A 20,477-nucleotide genomic window follows, 5' to 3' on the forward strand; every position below is an offset into this window, starting at 1 on the left:
TCTTTATCTTGCGATTGTATTAGTTCTTTTAATTTTTTTCTGAAGCTGCAATAAACCGTAAATCAATGCTTCAGCAGTTGGAGGACATCCCGGAACGTAGACATCAACAGGCACAACGCGATCGCAACCTCTGACAACCGAGTAAGAATAGTGATAATAACCACCGCCATTAGCACAGGAACCCATAGAAACAACATATTTCGGATTCGCCATCTGGTCGTAAACTTTTCTCAGTGCCGGAGCCATTTTATTAACCAGAGTACCTGCAACTATCATAACGTCCGACTGACGAGGTGAAGGTCTGAAAATAATTCCGAATCGGTCCAAATCATATCGTGCCGCACCGGCTTGCATCATTTCAACAGCACAACAAGCCAAACCAAAGGTCATAGGCCACATCGAGCCTGTTCTAGCCCAGCCGATCACATCATCCAGTCTTGCAGTGAAAAATCCTTTGTTGTCAAAACCTTGCTCAGTATAAGGATGCGTGATGTTATCGACGATTCCCAATTCCAGTTTTGAAAAATCTTCAGAAGTGTTTTTTGTTACTCCCATTCCAATGCTCCTTTCTTCCATTCATAGATGAAACCGACAACAAGTATAAAGAGGAATATAAACATGGAAACCAGTCCGAATACACCAATTTTATCCAGCACCACAGCCCAAGGAAAAAGAAAGGCTATTTCCAAATCAAATATAATAAAAAGAATTGCGACCAGATAAAAACGAATATCGAATTTCATGTGAGCATCATCGAAAGCCTCAAAACCACACTCATAAGCGGATTCTTTCTCTTTATCTTTAGTTCTTGGACCAAGAATATAGCCTATTGAAAGCAAAACAATTGCCAATCCAACAGCCACACCCAGAAACATTAATACCGGGAAATATTCAGCCAGCATATTTTAACCCCTTTGTTGTGATGCATATTTTTATGCATTTTGAATTAACGAGATTTAAATCTCAAAAAACCTGTTTTTTGCTCTTGTTTTATAATTATTGTATGAGCAAGTTATTGTTACTGGTGCCGACGGCCGGAGTCGAACCGGCACAGCCTTAGGCCACTACCCCCTCAAGATAGCGTGTCTACCAATTCCACCACGTCGGCAATGTAACATATTTTACCTTTCAAACACTTGACCTGCATCAATAAACAAGTCATTGATTCGCAATTATCCTTCGCCACCAGTTGAAGCTTCTGCCGAATCTTCACCTGTGCCTTCTGATTCTTCCGAAGCTGTATCATCAGATACAGCCGGAACATCTGTTTCATCTGAATTAACTGATTCATTGACATCCATAGCAGGAACATCACTTTCCTGACTTCCACCAACAGGTGTAATTTGCGGAACATCTGAATCAGAAGTATTCAATGTGCCAACCACACCTAAATCAATTTCGCCGGCATCCTGCACAGCAAAGTCTTTACTCGCCTGCACAGCCATAAATAAACTGATTGCAAAAAACAAGAACGCTAATGTCATTGTACTTTTCGTTAAGAAATTACCGGAACCTTTCGCTCCGAATACAGTAGCAGATGCTCCTGATCCAAAAGCCGAACCGGCTGTAGCCCCTGCTCCTTTTTGCACCAAAATAAATGCAATCATTGCCACAACGACCAAAACAAACAAAATTAATAATAGATTAACTGTCATTTTTTTAACTCTCTGTTTGAAAAAAGCATTCTATTTCCTCGATACTTTTTCCGCTTGTTTACATATAGCAAGAAAATCGTCTGCGGTTAATGAAGCTCCTCCAATTAAACCACCATCAATATCCTGCATCGAAAATAATTCTTCAGCATTACTGCCTTTCACACTTCCGCCATATAAAATTGGCACAAGATTTGCAATTGTTTCATTTTTCTCGCTCAGAAGACCTCGAATAAACTCGTGAACTTCCTGTGCTTGTTGAGAAGTTGCTGTTTTGCCCGTTCCAATTGCCCAAACCGGCTCATAAGCAATTATTGCGTGCTCAAAAGCACCAATACCGACTTCTTCAATAACAGCATTAATCTGTTCAGCAACGACAGACTCAGTAACACCGGCTTCTCTTTGTTCCAATGTTTCGCCACAACATAAAACCGGAATTAAACCCGACCGTATGGCAGCAGCAAATTTCTTCGCAACGTCCTCGTTGCTTTCATGGTAATACTCACGTCTTTCAGAATGTCCGGCTAACACTAAATCACAACCCAATTCCTTAATCATCGTTGCCGAAACTTCACCGGTATACGCTCCATTTTCGTACTCACTGACAGTCTGCGCACCTACAGATAAACTTCCACTTGCAACCGCGACAGCCTGAGCTAAATAAGGAAATGGAGGAAAAACAGCGACATCAAAACCTTTATCAACCGACAATTCTTTTGCAACTTGCGAAATCAAATCATTAGTCATAGCTACAGAACCGTTTAATTTCCAGTTTCCTGCAACCATTAACTTCCTACTCATTCGACATTACCATAAAAATTAGCGTGCGGATTATAATACAATATTGTAAGCACTTGAACCAAAATTTATTTCAAAGTGTAATTTAGCTCATTTTCAATCCGATTGAGGATTGTTTTCAAAAATTATGCTCTTTAAAACCCAATTATAGCAAACACGTTGTTATCTGATTATAATGGCGATTGACCGCAAATGGTCGTAATCACGTTTAATGAAATTCATAATAATACAGGTAAAAAATGGGCAAGCCCAATATTTTAGTTGACAGTTTTAATCTTGGACTCAAACACGGTTCCGGAATCAAAACATACGGTGCAACTCTTCTGGATGCGTATAAAAAACTTAATTTTGACGTAGGTATTTTTGCTGACAACAAATTTGTTCAAGGGAAGAATCCCATCCTTGATGAGGTCATGTTCTTCGACCAGCAATTCCAATTACCCAAACAAAGATTTAACTCCAAATACTGGGAAGTATTGCGTGACTCCATACAATTAATTAAAAGCAAACCGGTATCCTCTTTCCCTGTGAATGTGACCAGCCCTGATATCAACAATTATTTATCGAGAGCAGCAGCAGAAAATAAATACAGCTATATTTGCAATGCTCATGATACATTTCATTCAGCAAATCGTTTTTTCTATGTTTTTAAAAAACCGGTAAAATTTAAACTGGCAAAAAAACCGGATATATGGCACATGACCACTCCTTTGCCAATTAGTGTTAAAGGAACCAAGACCGTAATTACTGTTCATGATTTGATTCCGTTAAAAGTTCCTTTTACAACTTTGGACATAAAAAACAACTTCTATTATTTGTTCAAATGGGCCTGTAAATCGGCTGATTTAATTTTATCCGTTTCTGAACAGACTAAAAAAGACATTATTGACATTTATAAAATCCCTGAAGAAAAGATTAAAACAACCTGGCAATCTGTTAAAAAAATCAAATCTTATACTGATGGAGATTTGGAATTTGATGAAAAATACCTGAAAAGCAACAAAATCAAAAAAGAAAAGTATGTCCTTTTCGTTGGAAATATTGAACCTAAAAAGAATATAAAGTCGCTTATTACTGCCATGTCATTCGTCAACCCAAATATCAAGCTGGTCATTGTCGGAAAAAAAGCATGGCTCTGGGAAGAACAATTGAAAAATGTCAAAAAATACCTCGATGATGAACGAGTCGTATTTATGGATTTTATCGACGATGACGAATTATCAGTGCTTTATCGCAATGCCAGTTGTTTAGTTTTTCCATCTCTGTACGAGGGCTTTGGGCTACCTGTTCTTGAAGCAATGCAACATAATTGCCCTGTTATTTGCTCCGGAATTACATCTTTACCTGAAGTTGCAGGTGATGCCGCACTTTATATAGATCCTTACGACTACAAAGATATCAGAAATAAAATATCGGCAATATTACATCATCCCGAACTACGACAAGATATGATTGAGAAAGGCAAGAAAAGAGTTGAGTTTTTCAGCCCTGATAATTATGCCCGAAGACTTGAAAGCGCATACAGTTCTTTGATTTAATGTTCGGATTTCTTAGAAACATTTTTAAACTCAAAAAATCTGGACATTATTTTATCCATATTCCTAAAACTGCCGGTACCAGTTTTATAAACATTCTGGATAATTGTCATGAGTTTGATTCAATCTTTCCATGCCAACTCTGGAGAGAAATCAACCAGGAAATCATCGACAATAAAGATCATTACAATTTGATTCGTGGGCATTTTGGGGGCAATTCTTATCGGTTTTTATCTTCAAGAAACCCACACTTGTTAACCATACTCAGGCATCCGCATAGCCTTACAGTTTCGACTTATCACTTTATAAAAAGAGAAAAAAACACCGCTGTTCATGATTTGGTAACCAACTCACAAATGTCGCTGAAAGAGTTTCTGCAACACCCACAAACATCGGTTAAAATCAATAACCGAATGGTGAGGCACCTATCCTTTGATTTGAAAGACGACCCTGAGGCTCAAGAGTTGTTTCTATCCGAAGAAAGCATCAAAGTTATCAATCAATGGCTTGAGCCCGGTAAAAAGATTGATAATGAAGCTCGTTTGCAAAGAGCGATGAACCTACTTAACAAATGCTCATGGTTTGGAATTCAGGAACAGTTTGACAAGTCCATGCAATTGTTTGCATATACTTTCAACTTACCGCCAACCGGTGACTCCCCCAATCTCAATGCTTTTAACCCGAAACAGTCCATTGACGATGAGTGCATAAACATTATCAATGAAGAAAATGAGTTTGACTTGAAACTTTACAACTATGCTCTCCAAAGGTTTGAAGATAAATATGCACAAATGTATAAAAAGTTAAAAAGCGAATTTCATACCGAATCATCGGAAGATATCAACCATCTGATTGACTTGAACTATAGAAAACATCACAAAACCGAAATTCTTGAAAGTGTAGATTATGATTTTTCGATGAAACTCTTGGGAGGAGGATGGCATCGCAGGGAAATTACTCTGCCTGAAAATGACTTTTTTCGTTGGACACAAAGATCTGATTCATTTATTGATTTTTGGTTGAGACCCGGCAATTATGAATTAAGCATTCGTATCATCAATAGTATTAGCAAAGAACATCTTGAAAACCTCGTCGTTTCAGCGAATGAATGCTCGCTCAATTATCAATTTGATACCTCAACCGGAGTCGTAAGAGTTTTAAGTGCGCAAATAAATAAAGAAATGTTCTGTGATAATCTTTTAAGAATTCGCTTTAAACAACCGGAAACTAAAAGACATTCTGAAATTTTTGGTAGTAACGACAATAGACACTTGGGTATTGCAGTTCATTGGATTAAACTAGTCCCATGCCAATGAAAAAACATAAAATTATATTTATTAGTGGGAGATTTCGTTCCGGGACAACTATGCTTTGGAATATTTTCAATAACCTTCCTCAATATATGGCTTGGTACGAACCACTCCACACCAATTTAATTAGCCAGATTGAATACGTCAAACCTAAAGAAGATCACATTGGTGTCTATGATTACTGGAAAAATTATCGTCATTTAGAAAACCTGAAAAAATATCATAGTCACAAGTTTGGACAAGACAGGTTGTTTATGGAGAAGCATGAAAACTGGACTGAACTTGAGGAGTACATCAGCTACTTAATTAAAAATTCAGAAGATAAAATTCCTGTATTACAATTCAATCGAATGGATTTGCGGTTATCATGGCTTAAAAACAATTTTCCAAATAGTATTATCATTAACATTCAAAGACACCCCTATCCTCAATGGATTTCATGCAGGAAGCACATAAAAAATGAGATTTTGAAGAACAAAGAAAGCTACGAAGATGCTTACGACTTGATGCAATGGGCTGTTGACTTATCCGAAAAATTTCCTATGCTGCAAAAATCCGGTTCTCGTAATGGTTATTTTCGCCATTATTTTATTTGGAAACTTTCACAATCAGTCGCTGATAGTCATGCTGACCTAAAACTCAAACTTGAAGAGGATTTTTTTGACAGCCACAACGGGATCGAGAAATTATCAAGTCTACTCAACTGGGAATCAGAGGACATTCAAATTGCCGAAAAATTAATTCATAAACCAGAGTCTGTACAAACAAAAACCGAGATTCCGGATAGTTTTATCGAGATTGAGAATAAAGTTGATAAAATGTTTAATAAACTGGGTTTAAGCAAGCAATTTCCATCGAGCAATCTCGAGTCTATTAAACAGGATTTCTCCAAAGAATGGTCTGAATATTCTTTTGATAGCTCTATTTGTAAAAATGAGTTGCTTGATGCGATTAAATCAATGAATGACCGACTGACTGAAATCCAAAGTAATCGTTAATAATTAGAGAAAAAGCTAAATAATTTCTTTTATTATTTTCTTTGCTACCAACCAGTCTCGATTGACAGTAGCAACACTGACATTCAACACTTCACTGATTTCCGGCTCACTAAAACCTAAAAAATACTTCAATTGAAAAACATCAGCCATTCTGGAATTCTTTTTTTCTATTGCTTTTAATATTTTATCTAATAACAACATCCATTCAGCTTCTGATTCAATGTTTAATGAAGAGTCATCAAAGGTCACCAATTGAGCATTTCTTTTTTGTGTGAGTTTTTGAGTGGCCGAATTGATAAGAATTTGTCTCATGGCTTTTGCAGCGATACAAAAAAAGTGCTTTCTGCTTTCAGCCTGAATTCCCCACTTATGAAGTCTCAACCATGCTTCATCAACTACCGAAGTCGTGTTTAAAGTTGAGGAAGAATTGAATTGCTTATGACGCAAGCCGGATGCAATCAATTTAAGATCCTCATATACCAATGCTATCAAGCTATTCAATGCTTCCTGATTTCCGGATGAAGCTTGAGAAATCAATAATGTGACCTCTTGTGGACTGTTATGAGTGAAACCGCTAAACATTTTTTGACGTTATTTTTCAAATTGACACTCGGGAAAGCGATTCATAGTGTCAATTCCAAGTTTGGTGTAAGAATCAATAATATCATCAATTATATACCAATGCAGTTTTTCAAGATAATCAAACCCACAGATTCGATTGACAAAAGCAAAGTATTCATCAAGCAAATACTCGTATTCCTGCTGATTCTCAACCAACGTCTCAATTTTTTCATAATGAAATTGCATGGTATTATTATAAACTGCAAATTTTGCTTGTGTAATATCAAGCACTTCTTGATTCGTTTCAATGGCTTTATCCAGAAAGGAAATACTTTCACCAGGCTTACCTTGCAAATTCCTTAATAATGCTTTGTTGTAATACATCTCCGCAATATTTCCGATGCTTGCAATCTTTCCACCCAAGTCCTGCATTTTGGTAAAACTATCTATCGCCTGATCATAATGAAAGTCTGCTTTATCATAATTCTGAATTTGTTCTTCGTAATAAATTCCCAATGAACGATGAACCTCCGCATGTTGTTTTCTTGAATTTAACGATAACGGGTTCTGTTTCAAAGAGAAGTCGATATTTTTTAGAGCTTGCAGAAATATAAGCTCAGGAATTTTTTTTTCGTGATTTATGCCTGAATCAAAAGTATTTAAAACTGGTTCCAATAATTCAAAATCTTTACTATCAAAATTATTGGCATTAACTGCTAAACTGAATAGTGGCGAAACAGAAGTCGCAAGCAATTCAGCATCATCAGGAAAAATATTTAATCCATGTATTACTGTAAAATATGACTCTGTATCCATTTGCATAAAAGGCTCTTTATTTAGTTTGAGATAATGCGACATATCTGCATAAATTCGTCCTAAATTGATATAGGTCTCTTTAGAATTCGGCGCCATATACAATGCATCTTCACAAACTTGAATTGCTTTTTTAAAACTTTGATCAATCTCATTAGTTAGTTTATTTAACCCCATACGAACTTCCGTTGACATGTTTTCACAATAATGAACATAGTTCTCCGGGTCTGAATCACCGATTTCTAAAGCCTGTTGTAATCTTAAATCACTAATTTCTTTGTATTGAACCACATTTTCATATCCTGAAGTCTCTCCTGTTTGGTTATACTTGGCATTATAAATTGTTGCAGCAAAAGACATTGCTTCATAGTGCCAGGGATTTACCTCTATTTCTTTTTCAATTGCTATAATCGCTTCATCATATTTACTCTCAATATACGCCAGTTTTGCGGACAAGTAATTTGAAATTGAAGATGCGCTTTGGGATTCTTTTAAATATTGAATCGCCTGATTGTAATAAACTTCCCTTTTCTCATTCAAAAACTGTTCCTTTCTTTGAGGATTATCTATTGAGTTGGATTCCTCAAGAGCTTTTTGCCAAAAGTGGGCATAAGTCACTCCTAAAGCCGCTGATAAATCATTGGATTTCCATCCTTTGGCTTCTGCATCATTTAGTAGCTCAAAAGCCTTTTCATAATTCTTCATTGACAAGTATGCCGAACCTAGTGCAAAACTACTTAATCCGGTAACACTACTATTATCCGCTACAATTTCTTTATTTAACTCATTGATTTCATTATTTAATTGCTGATATTCATTTTGAACACGGTGCTTTGGCATCATGTGTGTTCGCCGAACTTTGGCTTTAATTTCCTGAGCTTTAGAAAGATGTTTTTCTGCCGCTTGTATTTTTTTTAAAGATTGATAGGTCTGATAAACTCCAAAACTAATGCTTGCAATTAAAGCAAAGACAGCCAAAAAAACCAAACTGCTGATAACAGGATATTTGATGATTTTTTTTCGCAGGCGCAATAAAGCAGTCACTTTTCTGGCACTAACAACATCTCCGTTTAACCACGCACTCAAATCATCGGCTAATTTTTTCACTGATGAATAACGATTCTCTACTTTCTTCTCCAAACACTTGTAGATGATAGATTGTAATTCAGGAGAAATGCTGCGATTTAAAGTAGCGGGTTCAGCGTGAATGGTTTTATAGCTGATTTCTGAAATACTATCGGCCTCAAATGGCATGTGATTTTGAACCAGCTTATAAAGCAATACGCCTAAAGAAAAGACATCGCTCCTGCGATCAATATCATGTGTTAAACCCTTTGCTTGTTCCGGAGATAAGTATCCAGGCGTTCCAACCACAACTCCGGTCATTGTTAATGACATATTTTCTTCAGCAGAAGCAATACCAAAATCAAGCAACTTGACATTTCTTTCTTCATCGACCAGCAAATTACTGGGCTTGATATCACGATGAATCACCCCTTTGGAATGGGCATAGTTCAACGCTTCGCAGACTTGCCTGAATAAAATCACTCTTTGTTCAATGCCCAGATTATTCTGCTCTGCATAAGAGATCAAATCCTTGCCATTAACATGTTCCATTACAAACCACGGCAGTCCTATTTCTGTGACACCAGCATCATATAATTTTGCAATATTGGGATGATTTAAGTCGCTGAGTATCTGCCTTTCCTGCTGAAATCTTTGTTTTAAAGAAGAATTGGCTAAACCTTGAGGAATCACTTTCAATGCAGCTTGTGCATGTATCAGACCATCACTGCGTTCAACCAGATAGACATCTGGTCATCCCTCCTTTGCCAATGTGTTTGATAACTTTCCAAACACCAAGAACATCTCCGTCTTGTAAATCCGATTCATCTGTAATATCAGATAATAAGTCTGAATACCCGGGGATTTCTTCATTATCATCCGGGACATCAAGCTCATCAGATTGCTCTGAAATCTCAAGTAATTTCAGAACACGATCCTCAATATCTTTATCAGTCGTCACACGCCACCATTGGCATATCATAAAACAAAAATACTATAACAAACATTTACTAACTTCAATATTCAAGAAAATTATTCCGAAATATCCGCAAATACATATTTAAACAAACGCTAAACAAGGTAAAATACGCACCGAAAAAAATTTATGAATTTTGGGGAAAATAACAATGAAACAAAAGTTAAATCCACTTGATCTTTTTGATGTTCGCTCTGAATTAAGCGAAGATGAAATCATGGTTCAGGACAGCGTCGGTCGCTGGGTTGATGAAAGGGTTTTGCCAATAATTGGTGACGCTTTTGACAAACACGAATTTCCAATGGATTTAATTCCTGAAATGGCGGACTTAGGGCTTTTCGGCAGTACTATTGATGGATACGATTGTGCCGGACTGAGTTACACCAGTTATGGTTTAATTTGTCAGGAACTGGAACGCGGTGACTCCGGCTTACGCAGTTTTGCGTCGGTGCAAAGCTCATTGTGTATGTTTCCTATTTATGAATTTGGCAGTGAAGAACAAAAACAAAAATGGCTTCCGCCAATGGCACGAGGTGAGGTTATTGGTTGTTTCGGTTTAACTGAATCTCACGGGGGTTCTGATCCGTTATCGATGAAAACACATGCCAAAAAAGATGGTGATGACTGGATTCTTAATGGTTCAAAAATGTGGATTACCAACGGCTCAATTGCCAATATTGCGGTAGTTTGGGCAATGACCGACGACGGTGTTCAAGGGTTTATTGTTGAAAAAGGCATGAAAGGTTTTTCAACAGAATTGATTAAACGCAAAATGTCACTGAGAGCATCCGTCACTTCAGCCTTATTTTTCGATGATGTCAGAGTTCCCGACTCCAATCGTTTACCAAAAATTAAAGGTTTAAAAGGACCTTTAACTTGCCTGTCAAACGCCAGATACGGAATTTCTTGGGGGCCGATTGGCTCTGCACAAGCTTGTTTACAAGAAGTTCTAAGTTATACCGAGGACAGAGTTCTGTTTGGCAGAGCATTAAACGAAAACCAAATTGTGCAATTGCGTTTAGCCGAAATGGCAAGAAAAATCACGACCGCACAACTTTTAGCACTCCGATTAGGGCGTTTAAAAGACCAAGGTTTACTCCAACCAACACAAATATCAATCGCGAAATGGAATAATGTTCGCATGGCGATTGATATTGCCAGAGATTGTCGCGATTTATTAGGTGGAGCGGGAATTACAACTGAACACACCGCTATCAGACATGCTTTAAACCTGGAAAGTGTCATCACTTATGAGGGAACGGAAACAGTTCATCAATTGGTTGTCGGACGTGAACTTACCGGCAAAAATGCTTTTTAAGCATTAAAGAACAAAGCGACTATAAATTAAGGATTTTTTTTGCTACAATTTTGAAGTTCTGTTGAATTGTGCAATTGAATGAATCAACACATCTGTGCTTTCAGGTGTGCGTTTGTGAAAAATAGAGGAAAAGAGGAAATCCAGATGCCTGAATTGACGGTATTATTTGCCGATATCGCTCAAAGCACGTCGTTATTTGAAAAATATGGCGATGATAAAGCACGTTCCACGATTTCCGTAGTTCTTGATAATCTCGTAAATGTTGCTGAAAAATTTCAGGGAAAACTTATCAAAACGATTGGCGATGAAATCATGTGTACTTTTCCATCGCCAAAGTTTGCCATTAAAGCGGCTATTGGCATGCAGGAAAAGACCCGTGAAGGATTTATCATAGGAGATCATTCGATTGGCATTCGGATTGGTTTTCATCACGGAGCCGTGATTGAAGAAAACGGCGATGTTTACGGTGACACTGTCAATGTTGCCGCAAGAATGTCCAGTCTCGCAAAGAAAGGACAAATCATTACCAACGCAATGACATTTGATGATTCTTCATTAAATTCAGCAATCAGTCATCGCCATTTAGGCAAAACAAAAATCAAAGGCAAACTCCTTGCTGTTCGTATTATTGAAATCTTCTGGAAAAAAGATGATACACAGGTCACTCGTATTTCATCAGCAATAGACTTGAAACTTCCCGAAGCTGCCTACACCATGTCAATGTCGATTAACGGCAGACAAATTAAAATGACCGAAAAATCACCGAATAAAATTATCGGACGTGGCGAAGAATGCGATATTCAGATTCTGGCTCCTATGGCATCTCGTTCACATGCCGAGATTGAGTTTTCCGATGGTAATTTTAAAATTGCCGATCACAGCACTAACGGTACATGGATTGAAATGGGTGGTAATTCATTGAGATTACACAGAGACAAAACAGTGCTTGTCGGTTCCGGTAGAATTGCACTTGGAAGTGCCGATTTTTCAGATTTATCCATGATTATTGAGTTCAAAGTATGAAAGACTTTATCAAAAGCCTCAGTGGCTTCTTACTGTTAACCTTTTCGGTTCTTTATATCGGAATTAGAGTCATATAATGGCAGCAAGATACAGAAAAACACATATTCAGAGCAACAAAAGTAATAGCGCTTGGTTGTTATATCTTTACTCACTGCCTTATTTATTCAGCATTCTTTCCAAACTAATCAATGGTGAGCTTATCAATTTGGTACTGACTTCGGCTGTATTTGTTGCAATTGTTGTAGCAGCCACTTGGATGAGTACCGGTTTAAAGAATAGAAGTTTGTATTTATCACAAAAATTTGCCAACTCCAAACCGTTTCCGATGATGTTTTTATCATCGCTTGTTCTTGGAGCCGCCAGTTTTGTTGCATCGTGGCTCTTAGCCGAATTTAACTTATTTGCCGCAATTGGCTTTGGAGCAGCAGCAACAATTGGCTGTTGGCTTTGGTATGGTCTGGATCCTATCAAATCCAAACACATTGGCTTTAATGATATCAACGACGCTGAGAAAGCCTTAGAAATATTACAAGAAAGCGAGGCTTTGGTTTTAAGTATTGAGCAATCTGCTAAAAAAATTAAAAACCGTGAAATGAATTTTTCTCTGGAGAAAATTACTACATTGGCACGAGATGTTCTGAATGTATTATATGAAAATCCGGGGAAAATAACTAAAGCCAGAAGGTTTCTCAACACATATCTGACAGGTGCGGAAAGCGTTGTTGAGCGATATTCTTCTGCAAACAAAGACGATTCATATAAGAAATTGGATGAAAACTTCAAAGAAGTATTAGGGAATATCGAAACTGTCTTTGCAGAGCAATACGAGAAACTCATTTCCAGTGACGTATTTGATTTAGATGTCGATATCGAAGTTCTCAATACATTACTGAAAAAACAAGGAATCAATTAACCATTGAGGAAAAATTATGACTGATACCAAAACAAAAACTCAAGAGGAAATCACTCTATTGAATGACGAAATTGTACCGGGTGTAAAAAACGAATTAGCTCCATACAACCAAGCCGATGATAGCGAAAAACAGGAAATTGACAAGTTGATTGCAGAAATCAATATGAAGGATAGTAACTCCATCATCTTTTTTGGTTCAAAAGCACAAGAGAGTGTTACTGAAATCTCTGACAAAATGCTTGAAGGTGTCAGAAACAAAGATTTAGGTGGCTCAGGTGCTGCATTAAACGAAATGGTTGCTACAATCCGAGGTTTTGATGTTGATGAATTAGATCCAAACAAGAAACCGGGGTTTTTTGCCCGTTTGTTTGGAAAGATGAAACCTCTGGCAAAGTTCCTGCAAAAATACGAAACCGTCAAAAAGCAGATTGATTCCATTACTAACAAACTGGAAGATCATAAAGTCACTCTGTTGAAAGACATCACCAGTTTAGATCGTCTCTATACTGCCAATCTGGAATATTTCCACACACTGGAAAATTACATTCAGGCAGGCGAAGAAAAAATTCGTCAGGTTGATGAAGAATTATTACCGGCCCTTCAACAAGAAGCCGAGTCATCAGAGGACATGCTTAAAGCTCAGGAACTCAGAGATTTGAAAAGTGCCAGAGATGACCTCGAACGCCGTGTTCATGATTTACGCTTGACTCGTCAGGTTACGTTGCAAAGTTTGCCGAGCATTCGTTTAATTCAGGAAAATGACAAAGGTTTAATTAATAAAATCAACTCAACCATTGCTAACACTATTCCTTTATGGCGACAACAACTGGCGCAAACAGTTACCATCTGGAGAAGCGGAGCTGCTGCAAAAACAATTAAAGATGCTTCGGATTTAACCAATGAATTACTCAAAGACAATGCTGAAAATCTGAAAATTGCCAACAAACAAGTTCGCGAGCAACTGGAAAGAGGTATTTTCGACCTAGAAGTGATTAAACAAGCAAATAACACTCTCATCGAAACCATCGAAGACAGCATTAGAATTTCAGCCGAAGGCAAAGCTATGCGTAAAAATGCCATTGCTGAACTGGAAGAAAGTGAAAACAAACTCAAAGAAGCTTTGGTTAGCAACAAAGTGAAAGCTGAAGCACAGACTGAAGAATAATTTTTTCAGCGCTCTGTAAGCAGCCCAAAAACACCATTCTTATCATTGAATGGTGTTTTTTTATCAAAAAAATTTATGAAGTTGCAGGTTTATTTAGGACTTTTAGAACGACAAGTCATTGGCATAGCATAATCACTACCCTTAAAAACAGCAACATTATCCATTTTATCAATTGCTAGAAAAAAGTCTTCTTTGTTGGAAGCAGAGTTAGAAAACTCCAATTCTTTAGCAAACACAACAATCAAGTTTCCGTGTTCAGTGATATTCGCTGTTCCCTTCCAAACTCCTGAATACATACCCACAGAGATTTCACCATTTTCTGTATTCAAATAAACATCCAAAGGAGTAAATGAATCACTTGAACGACATTCGCTGCTATCGCATTGAATCTCGAGTTGCTCATTTCTGCAATTCCATTCAGCGGAAACTGCAACTATGGAAAAATGTAGAGCAATTATCATTAATATCTTTTTCATTATTTCACTCAATTGGTTGTATCACATTTAATAAAAAGCCTCAAATTGAGGCTTTATAGATTTTATTTACAATCCTCAGAACGGTATATCATCATCAAAGTCATCAAAAGACGGCCCATTATTATCGTGGTGCATATTCGGTGGCGATGATGGTGGTTGTGAAGCAAAAGGAGCTTGAGAGCCTCCGCCTTGGCGAGCACCGAGCATTTGCAATTCGTTTGCTATGATTTCAGTGGTGTATCTGTCTTGGTTGTTCTGATCCTGCCATTTACGAGTTTGCAATTTACCTTCAATGTAAACTTGTGAACCTTTTTTTAGGTATTCACCGGCTATTTCTGCCAAACGACCAAAGAAAACCACTCTATGCCATTCCGTTTTGGTGACATCTTCATTGGTGTTTTTATCTTTCCAGGTTTCGGATGTCGCTACCGAAATATTGGTAACAGCACTGCCAGATGTGGTGTAACGAACTTCAGGGTCTTGTCCCAGGTTTCCTACGATGATTACTTTATTTATACCTCTTGCCATCTTCCGTACCTCCTATATATTTTACTGCCGAATCGATGTTTAATTTGTTGAAATTAAATTAAGTGAACAAAATTATACTCTAAAATTTCAGAGTGTGAATACTTTTTTGTATTCAACCGATATTTTTAAAAAGACCAAGAAGAATTGACACAAAATAAATTTTAGGTAACATATTGCGCAACATATTACTTAAATACTATTACTGTGGTAGAAAGCAGCTTAAAGAGACCTGAAAACTTCAGCAAATCGTTTATTGGCAAGCAGGCTGAAGACTTGGGAAATTTAATCCGAGAACAAATCAAGCCGGTTTATGAAATGGTTGGCATTATTGTTCCTGTTAAGTCTTGTTCGATTATTCACAGTTTAAAAAAACTAACCAATGCATCACTTGCTGATCTGGCAAAATCACTCAACCAGTCTCACCAGCTTATCAAACAAAAACTTCCCAAGTTAAAGTCTTTGGGATTGATTGATGATACCGATGACCCAAATGATAAACGCCGAACTCTGTATTTTTTAACTGATAAAGGTAAACAGCAAGCGACATTACTGGAACAAAACTCCATGTCAGAGGTTTACCAAAATCTATCAAAAGAAGTGAATGCCAATATTTATGAGGTTCTGACACAAACGATTAATAGTTTGAAACAAAAAAATTTATATACAAGATTTATTGAGAATAAGAAATGACACGAATTGACAAAAGCAGAAAAATCAAAGCTCCAACCGGCACAAAGCTCAATGCCAAATCATGGCTGACAGAGGCTCCCTTACGAATGTTGATGAATAATTTAGACGCTGAAGTTGCCGAAAGACCTGAAGAGTTAGTTGTTTACGGAGGAATCGGCAGAGCTGCCAGAAACTGGGAATGCTTTGATAAAATCGTTGAAACTCTGAAAACTCTCGAAGAAGACCAAACTTTACTGGTGCAATCGGGCAAACCGGTTGGTGTTTTTCAGACTCATAAAGATGCACCAAGAGTTTTGATTGCCAATTCTAATTTAGTTCCGGCATGGGCGAACTGGAAACATTTCAACGAATTGGATAAAAAAAGTCTGATGATGTACGGACAAATGACTGCCGGTTCGTGGATTTATATCGGTTCTCAGGGAATCGTTCAGGGAACTTACGAAACTTTTGTGGAAGCCGGAAGACAACATTTTGGCGGCAATACCAAAGGCAAGTGGATATTAACCGGAGGACTCGGAGGCATGGGCGGCGCTCAACCTTTGGCAGCCACCATGGCCGGATACTGTATGATTGCGGTGGAATGTGATGAAACCCGAATTGACTTCCGCATGAAGACTCGTTATGTGGACAAAAAAGCCTATACGGTCGATGAAGCCATGCAAATGCTGAATGAAGCACTGGAAAAAGGCGAAGCGATTTCTATTGGATTGCTGGGAAATGCCGCTGATATATTCCCTGAACTTCATAAAAGAGGAATCAAACCCGACTTGGTCACCGATCAAACCTCTGCACATGATCCAATAAACGGTTATTTACCACAAGGCTGGACAGTCGAACAGTGGCGCAGAGAAGCTCAGGATAACCCGGACTTGGTTGCCAAAGAAGCACGAAAATCCATGGCCGTTCAGGTTCAGGCGATGCTGGATTTTTATCATGATGGTATTCCAACTGTAGATTATGGCAACAACATCCGTCAGGAAGCATTCGATGAAGGCGTTAAAGACGCTTTTGATTTCCCCGGTTTTGTTCCTGCTTATATTCGCCCCCTATTCTGCCGCGGTGTAGGACCTTTCCGTTGGGCTGCTCTATCGGGAGACCCCGAAGACATCTACAAAACCGATGAAAAAGTCAAAGAAATCATTGCCGATGACCCGCATTTACACAACTGGCTGGATATGGCAAAACAACGCATCAGCTTTCAGGGATTACCGGCAAGAATCTGCTGGGTCGGTTTAGGATTAAGACACAAACTGGGATTGGCATTTAACGAAATGGTACGAAACGGCGAACTCAAAGCTCCTGTGGTGATTGGTCGTGATCATCTGGACTCCGGCTCCGTGGCTTCACCCAATCGCGAAACCGAAAGTATGATGGATGGCTCAGATGCCGTTTCCGATTGGCCGTTACTAAACGCTATGCTTAATGTTGCGGGTGGAGCGACTTGGGTTTCCCTGCATCACGGAGGCGGTGTCGGCATGGGATACTCTCAGCATTCCGGTGTGGTCATCTGTTGTGATGGCACTAAAGAAGCTGATGAAAGAATTGCCAGAGTCCTTTGGAATGACCCCGCAACCGGAGTCATGCGCCATGCTGATGCGGGATATGAGATTGCCAAGGAATGTGCTAAAGAAAACGGCTTGAATTTGCCGATGATTGATTGAAGATAGTTAAGTAGAAAAATGATTTTACTGAAGTATAAATATTAAAATATCTGCGATTATCTGCGTTAATCTGCGGACAAGAAAAAACTCTGTGTAGCTCCGTGATTCTCCGTGAATCTCTGTGTTACTTTACTAACTAGATAACGGAAGTTATTGATATGAAAAAAATAAAACTAACAAAACAAGGCTTAACTCTTGCGGATTTACGCCATATCTGGGAGAACCCGATTCAGTTTTCTATTGATGATGAGTTAATGGAAGGAATCAAGGCTTCACGGAAAACGGTGACTGATATTGCTGATTCCGATCAGACTGTTTATGGGGTCAATACCGGATTTGGTTTACTCGCCAGCAAAAAAATCGCCCGACAGGATTTGGATACTTTGCAACGGAATTTAGTCATTTCACATGCAACCGGCGTGGGTAATGCCATAGACAAAGACACTACTCGTTTGATTATGACTTTAAAGTCAGTCAGTTTGGCACAAGGCTTTTCCGGGATTCATCCGAACACCATCAATCTGTTGATGGATATGATCAATCATGAGATTTATCCAATCATTCCTGAAAAAGGCTCGGTGGGTGCTTCCGGAGATTTGGCTCCCTTGGCTCACATGAGCTTAACCATGATAGGATTAGGTAAAGCATGGTATCAGGGAGAAGTGATTGATTCCTCATTGGCTTTACAAAAAGCAGGATTAAATCCCATCAAACTGGGACCGAAAGAAGGGTTAGCTCTTTTAAACGGTACACAGGTTTCAACCGGATTGGCATTGAAAGGCTTGTTTTTAACTGAGAACAGTTTCAATGCCGCTGTCTTAGCCGGAGCTTTGTCGGTTGATGCCGCCAAAGGTTCGCTCAGTCCGTTTGATATGCGTATCCATGAGGCACGTGGACAAATCGGGCAAATGAAGCTGGCTAAAGCCTATTGTGGTTTATTACGAGACAGTGAAATTCTAAAATCACATGAGGATTGCGGACGTGTGCAGGATCCTTATTGTTTACGCTGTCAACCTCAGGTTATGGGAGCAATCTGGGATTCGATTCAATATGCAGCTAGCCGATTATTGATTGAAGCCAATGCGGCAACCGATAATCCTTTGATTTTTTCAAAAGAGGGCGATGTGCTTTCCGGTGGAAATTTTCATGCTGAGCCAGTCGGGTTGGTTGCTGATTTCATTGCAATTGGCTTGGCGGATATGGGTAATATGTCCGAACGTCGAATCGCCATGTTGATTGATCCAAATATGTCCAGACTACCAGCATTTTTGGTTCCGGATTCAGGAGTTAATTCAGGCTTTATGATTGCGCATGTGACAGCTGCTGCTTTGGCTTCGGAAAATAAAACACTGGTACATCCTTCAAGCTCAGATACCATTCCAACTTCAGCCAATCAGGAAGACCATGTTTCCATGGCAACTTTTGCTGCCAGACGCCTGACTGATATGTCGGAAAACACGGCAACTATTGTAGCGATTGAGATTATGGCAGCTTGTCAGAGTATTGATTTTCATGAGAACCTGAAAACTTCACCTCAGCTTTATTCGGTTTATCAACAAGTTCGTGAAAAAGTCGCGTTTCTGGATAACGACCGTCTGATGACCGATGATTTGCATTGCTTACGCAATATGGTTCTCAGAGGAGAGTTTAATCGTCATTTATCGGGTTTGTGTCCAAGTTTCTAAATAGAAAAGAGGTGGAAAAATCCACCTCTTTTAATTCTGTGTATAAAGTCTATACTCTTGGATTAAAATCAAACTGTTTTGCCAGTTCCTGCCATTGTTTTTCGGCTTTTGAACTATCCGGTGGATTCACAATTTTAATGACTGTATAAAGATCACCGGCTCCATCAGCAGCCGGCAGACCTTTCCCAGTCAGACGCATTTTTTTACCGGTTTGCATATTCTTTGGAATATTTAAACCAACCGAACCCGCAGGAGTTTCGACATTTACTTTTGCTCCGAGTGCAGCTTCCCATGGAGTCACCGGCAAGTCCATGTAAACATCTTTGCCTTTAAGCTCGTATTTGGAATGAGCATCCAGCTCAATTTTTAACAACAAATCACCCGGCGGACCACCATTCAATCCCGGCTCACCTTTATCTTTTAGCCTGATACTTTTACCCGGCTCGATGCCTTTAGGAATTTTGACATTGATGCGCTTTTCAACCATATAGGTTTGTCCGGAGGAGTGTTGTTCCGGTTGTTTGATAACAAAAGTACGGTTCACACCTGTATACAAATCCTGCAAAGGAACTTGAATGGTTTGTTTAATGTTTTGGCCTTTGCGTTGAAAATGTTGCTGTCCCCCAAAACCTTCAAAACCCGAATGCGAAGAACGCCCTGCTCTTCCTCCAAAAATCGATTCAAAGAAATCAGCAAAATCAGCACCTCCACCAAAACCGCCTTGTCCTCCAAAGCCTTGCTGTCCGGCTTTCCAGTTCGACCCTAATTGATCATAGGCAGCCCGATTTTCATCGCTTTTAAGCACTTCATAGGCTTCATTGACTTCTTTAAACTTATCTTCAGCATTGGGTTCTTTGCTGACATCAGGATGATATTTTCTCGCCAAACGCTTATAAGCCTTTTTAATTTCGGCTTTATCGGCTTTGCGGTCAACACCTAGAATTTTGTAATAATCTTTATATTCCATCGAATATTTTTAAGTTTAAACTTCGATATAAATGGTGATTTTTTGGTTAAATTTCAAGGCTATGATGTCCCTCTAAATTCCGGCTTTGCTGAGAATATCAATGATTTGTCTGATGATTCCCGAAGCCATTGGATGCTCGTTGACAAACTCGTACTCTTTTTCCACAATGGCATCGTAAATATCTCTTTCATGAACATCATCGGCACTAAGCATTTGATGAATATTGGCATCAATTTCATCAATTTGCTGTTGGGTTTGCTCATCAACCTCTGATGTGTTTTTCAACTCTTCCTGAAGTTCTTGCAATAGTTCTTTAACTTTTTCTAAGCTCATTTTTATATCC

The 20,477-nt window shown here is 38.6% G+C and carries 21 protein-coding genes and 1 tRNA gene; 10 read left to right on the forward strand and 12 right to left on the reverse strand.

Translation table 11 applies throughout. From position 1 onward, the window contains the following. Positions 1 to 3 precede the first annotated feature (3 nt). The 5 genes from R3F25_01775 to tpiA all read right to left on the reverse strand — a co-directional run bounded on the left by R3F25_01775 (position 4) and on the right by tpiA (position 2,453). Entirely contained in the window at positions 4 to 576 is a 573-nt protein-coding gene (locus R3F25_01775; GenBank protein ID MEZ5495553.1) for an NADH-quinone oxidoreductase subunit B family protein, read from the reverse strand. After that, the gene (locus tag R3F25_01780) at positions 546 to 902 is read right to left on the reverse strand and encodes an NADH-quinone oxidoreductase subunit A (protein ID MEZ5495554.1); all 357 of its coding nucleotides are present in this window, start codon (positions 900 to 902) and stop codon (positions 546 to 548) included. The genes R3F25_01775 and R3F25_01780 overlap by 31 nt, the downstream gene beginning before the upstream one ends. A gap of 120 nt (positions 903 to 1,022) precedes the next feature. Then, a tRNA-Leu gene (locus R3F25_01785) sits at positions 1,023 to 1,108 on the reverse strand. 64 nt (positions 1,109 to 1,172) lie between these two features. Further along, on the reverse strand, positions 1,173 to 1,655 hold the full coding sequence (gene secG / locus R3F25_01790; protein ID MEZ5495555.1) for a preprotein translocase subunit SecG: 483 nt from the start codon (positions 1,653 to 1,655) through the stop codon (positions 1,173 to 1,175). Positions 1,656 to 1,685: 30 nt separating this feature from the next. Continuing rightward, positions 1,686 to 2,453, reverse strand: a complete 768-nt coding sequence (tpiA, locus tag R3F25_01795; GenBank protein MEZ5495556.1) for a triose-phosphate isomerase — start codon at positions 2,451 to 2,453, stop codon at positions 1,686 to 1,688. A gap of 236 nt (positions 2,454 to 2,689) precedes the next feature. Here tpiA and R3F25_01800 point away from each other — a divergent pair, with 236 nt between their 5' ends. Genes R3F25_01800 through R3F25_01810 form a run of 3 tightly spaced genes read left to right on the forward strand, consistent with a single transcriptional unit; the run spans position 2,690 to position 6,293 of the window. After that, complete coding sequence (locus R3F25_01800) at positions 2,690 to 3,988, forward strand: glycosyltransferase family 1 protein (protein ID MEZ5495557.1); 1,299 nt, start codon at positions 2,690 to 2,692, stop codon at positions 3,986 to 3,988. Continuing rightward, positions 3,988 to 5,301, forward strand: a complete 1,314-nt coding sequence (locus R3F25_01805) for a sulfotransferase family 2 domain-containing protein (protein ID MEZ5495558.1) — start codon at positions 3,988 to 3,990, stop codon at positions 5,299 to 5,301. Before R3F25_01800 ends, R3F25_01805 begins: the two co-directional genes overlap by 1 nt. Then, positions 5,298 to 6,293, forward strand: coding sequence for a sulfotransferase (locus R3F25_01810; protein MEZ5495559.1), 996 nt, complete (start codon positions 5,298 to 5,300; stop codon positions 6,291 to 6,293). Before R3F25_01805 ends, R3F25_01810 begins: the two co-directional genes overlap by 4 nt. 15 nt (positions 6,294 to 6,308) lie before the next feature. On the opposite strand, the gene R3F25_01815 is transcribed toward R3F25_01810, so the two are convergent. The 3 genes from R3F25_01815 to R3F25_01825 are packed head-to-tail and all read right to left on the reverse strand — an operon-like array spanning position 6,309 to position 9,693. Next, positions 6,309 to 6,875, reverse strand: a complete 567-nt coding sequence (locus R3F25_01815) for an ECF-type sigma factor (GenBank protein ID MEZ5495560.1) — start codon at positions 6,873 to 6,875, stop codon at positions 6,309 to 6,311. Positions 6,876 to 6,884: 9 nt separating this feature from the next. Further along, the gene (locus R3F25_01820) at positions 6,885 to 9,431 is read right to left on the reverse strand and encodes a protein kinase (protein ID MEZ5495561.1); all 2,547 of its coding nucleotides are present in this window, start codon (positions 9,429 to 9,431) and stop codon (positions 6,885 to 6,887) included. Between the two features lie 34 nt (positions 9,432 to 9,465). Further along, entirely contained in the window at positions 9,466 to 9,693 is a 228-nt protein-coding gene (locus tag R3F25_01825) for a hypothetical protein (protein MEZ5495562.1), read from the reverse strand. A gap of 166 nt (positions 9,694 to 9,859) precedes the next feature. On the opposite strand from R3F25_01825, the gene R3F25_01830 reads away from it, so the two are divergent. The 4 genes from R3F25_01830 to R3F25_01845 all read left to right on the forward strand — a co-directional run bounded on the left by R3F25_01830 (position 9,860) and on the right by R3F25_01845 (position 14,127). After that, positions 9,860 to 11,026: an acyl-CoA dehydrogenase family protein gene (locus tag R3F25_01830; GenBank protein ID MEZ5495563.1), complete on the forward strand. Its 1,167-nt coding sequence runs from the start codon at positions 9,860 to 9,862 to the stop codon at positions 11,024 to 11,026. Positions 11,027 to 11,140: 114 nt separating this feature from the next. Further along, positions 11,141 to 12,049: an adenylate/guanylate cyclase domain-containing protein gene (locus R3F25_01835; GenBank protein MEZ5495564.1), complete on the forward strand. Its 909-nt coding sequence runs from the start codon at positions 11,141 to 11,143 to the stop codon at positions 12,047 to 12,049. 76 nt (positions 12,050 to 12,125) lie between these two features. Further along, positions 12,126 to 12,962, forward strand: coding sequence for a 5-bromo-4-chloroindolyl phosphate hydrolysis family protein (locus tag R3F25_01840; protein MEZ5495565.1), 837 nt, complete (start codon positions 12,126 to 12,128; stop codon positions 12,960 to 12,962). Between the two features lie 16 nt (positions 12,963 to 12,978). After that, complete coding sequence (locus tag R3F25_01845) at positions 12,979 to 14,127, forward strand: toxic anion resistance protein (GenBank protein MEZ5495566.1); 1,149 nt, start codon at positions 12,979 to 12,981, stop codon at positions 14,125 to 14,127. Between the two features lie 89 nt (positions 14,128 to 14,216). Here the strand turns inward: R3F25_01845 and R3F25_01850 are convergent, their stop codons facing one another. Together R3F25_01850 and ssb are read right to left on the reverse strand one after the other, a co-directional pair. Continuing rightward, entirely contained in the window at positions 14,217 to 14,603 is a 387-nt protein-coding gene (locus tag R3F25_01850) for a hypothetical protein (protein MEZ5495567.1), read from the reverse strand. 75 nt (positions 14,604 to 14,678) lie between these two features. Then, complete coding sequence (ssb, locus tag R3F25_01855; GenBank protein MEZ5495568.1) at positions 14,679 to 15,131, reverse strand: single-stranded DNA-binding protein; 453 nt, start codon at positions 15,129 to 15,131, stop codon at positions 14,679 to 14,681. A 204-nt stretch (positions 15,132 to 15,335) separates the two neighbouring features. Here ssb and R3F25_01860 point away from each other — a divergent pair, with 204 nt between their 5' ends. The 3 genes from R3F25_01860 (at position 15,336) to hutH (ending at position 19,167) form a co-directional block, all read left to right on the forward strand. After that, positions 15,336 to 15,821 carry a winged helix DNA-binding protein gene (locus tag R3F25_01860; GenBank protein MEZ5495569.1) on the forward strand — a complete coding sequence of 162 codons (486 nt, stop codon included), beginning with the start codon at positions 15,336 to 15,338 and terminating at the stop codon, positions 15,819 to 15,821. Beyond that, positions 15,818 to 17,482: a urocanate hydratase gene (gene hutU / locus R3F25_01865; GenBank protein ID MEZ5495570.1), complete on the forward strand. Its 1,665-nt coding sequence runs from the start codon at positions 15,818 to 15,820 to the stop codon at positions 17,480 to 17,482. The genes R3F25_01860 and hutU overlap by 4 nt, the downstream gene beginning before the upstream one ends. 158 nt (positions 17,483 to 17,640) lie before the next feature. Further along, positions 17,641 to 19,167, forward strand: coding sequence for a histidine ammonia-lyase (hutH, locus tag R3F25_01870; GenBank protein ID MEZ5495571.1), 1,527 nt, complete (start codon positions 17,641 to 17,643; stop codon positions 19,165 to 19,167). A gap of 49 nt (positions 19,168 to 19,216) precedes the next feature. Here hutH and R3F25_01875 read toward each other — a convergent pair whose 3' ends face one another. Together R3F25_01875 and R3F25_01880 are read right to left on the reverse strand one after the other, a co-directional pair. Beyond that, positions 19,217 to 20,134: a DnaJ C-terminal domain-containing protein gene (locus R3F25_01875; GenBank protein ID MEZ5495572.1), complete on the reverse strand. Its 918-nt coding sequence runs from the start codon at positions 20,132 to 20,134 to the stop codon at positions 19,217 to 19,219. A gap of 72 nt (positions 20,135 to 20,206) precedes the next feature. After that, complete coding sequence (locus R3F25_01880; GenBank protein MEZ5495573.1) at positions 20,207 to 20,467, reverse strand: DUF4404 family protein; 261 nt, start codon at positions 20,465 to 20,467, stop codon at positions 20,207 to 20,209. Positions 20,468 to 20,477: the final 10 nt, after the last annotated feature.

It is taken from the genome of Gammaproteobacteria bacterium (genome assembly GCA_041395445.1).
In the GTDB taxonomy this organism is placed as follows: domain Bacteria; phylum Pseudomonadota; class Gammaproteobacteria; order Xanthomonadales; family Marinicellaceae; genus NORP309.

Excerpts from the sequence above, each read along its gene's own strand:
- R3F25_01780 (MEZ5495554.1), bottom strand. The coding sequence starts at position 902 with ATGCTGGCTGAATATTTCCCGGTATTAATGTTTCTGGGTGTGGCTGTT.
- R3F25_01800 (MEZ5495557.1), top strand. The coding sequence starts at position 2,690 with ATGGGCAAGCCCAATATTTTAGTTGACAGTTTTAATCTTGGACTCAAA.
- R3F25_01850 (MEZ5495567.1), bottom strand. The coding sequence starts at position 14,603 with ATGAAAAAGATATTAATGATAATTGCTCTACATTTTTCCATAGTTGCA.
- hutU (MEZ5495570.1), top strand. The coding sequence starts at position 15,818 with ATGACACGAATTGACAAAAGCAGAAAAATCAAAGCTCCAACCGGCACA.
- R3F25_01815 (MEZ5495560.1), bottom strand. The coding sequence starts at position 6,875 with ATGTTTAGCGGTTTCACTCATAACAGTCCACAAGAGGTCACATTATTG.
- R3F25_01830 (MEZ5495563.1), top strand. The coding sequence starts at position 9,860 with ATGAAACAAAAGTTAAATCCACTTGATCTTTTTGATGTTCGCTCTGAA.
- R3F25_01840 (MEZ5495565.1), top strand. The coding sequence starts at position 12,126 with ATGGCAGCAAGATACAGAAAAACACATATTCAGAGCAACAAAAGTAAT.
- tpiA (MEZ5495556.1), bottom strand. The coding sequence starts at position 2,453 with ATGAGTAGGAAGTTAATGGTTGCAGGAAACTGGAAATTAAACGGTTCT.
- hutH (MEZ5495571.1), top strand. The coding sequence starts at position 17,641 with ATGAAAAAAATAAAACTAACAAAACAAGGCTTAACTCTTGCGGATTTA.
- R3F25_01875 (MEZ5495572.1), bottom strand. The coding sequence starts at position 20,134 with ATGGAATATAAAGATTATTACAAAATTCTAGGTGTTGACCGCAAAGCC.
- R3F25_01880 (MEZ5495573.1), bottom strand. The coding sequence starts at position 20,467 with ATGAGCTTAGAAAAAGTTAAAGAACTATTGCAAGAACTTCAGGAAGAG.
- R3F25_01810 (MEZ5495559.1), top strand. The coding sequence starts at position 5,298 with ATGAAAAAACATAAAATTATATTTATTAGTGGGAGATTTCGTTCCGGG.
- R3F25_01775 (MEZ5495553.1), bottom strand. The coding sequence starts at position 576 with ATGGAAGAAAGGAGCATTGGAATGGGAGTAACAAAAAACACTTCTGAA.
- secG (MEZ5495555.1), bottom strand. The coding sequence starts at position 1,655 with ATGACAGTTAATCTATTATTAATTTTGTTTGTTTTGGTCGTTGTGGCA.
- R3F25_01845 (MEZ5495566.1), top strand. The coding sequence starts at position 12,979 with ATGACTGATACCAAAACAAAAACTCAAGAGGAAATCACTCTATTGAAT.
- R3F25_01805 (MEZ5495558.1), top strand. The coding sequence starts at position 3,988 with ATGTTCGGATTTCTTAGAAACATTTTTAAACTCAAAAAATCTGGACAT.
- ssb (MEZ5495568.1), bottom strand. The coding sequence starts at position 15,131 with ATGGCAAGAGGTATAAATAAAGTAATCATCGTAGGAAACCTGGGACAA.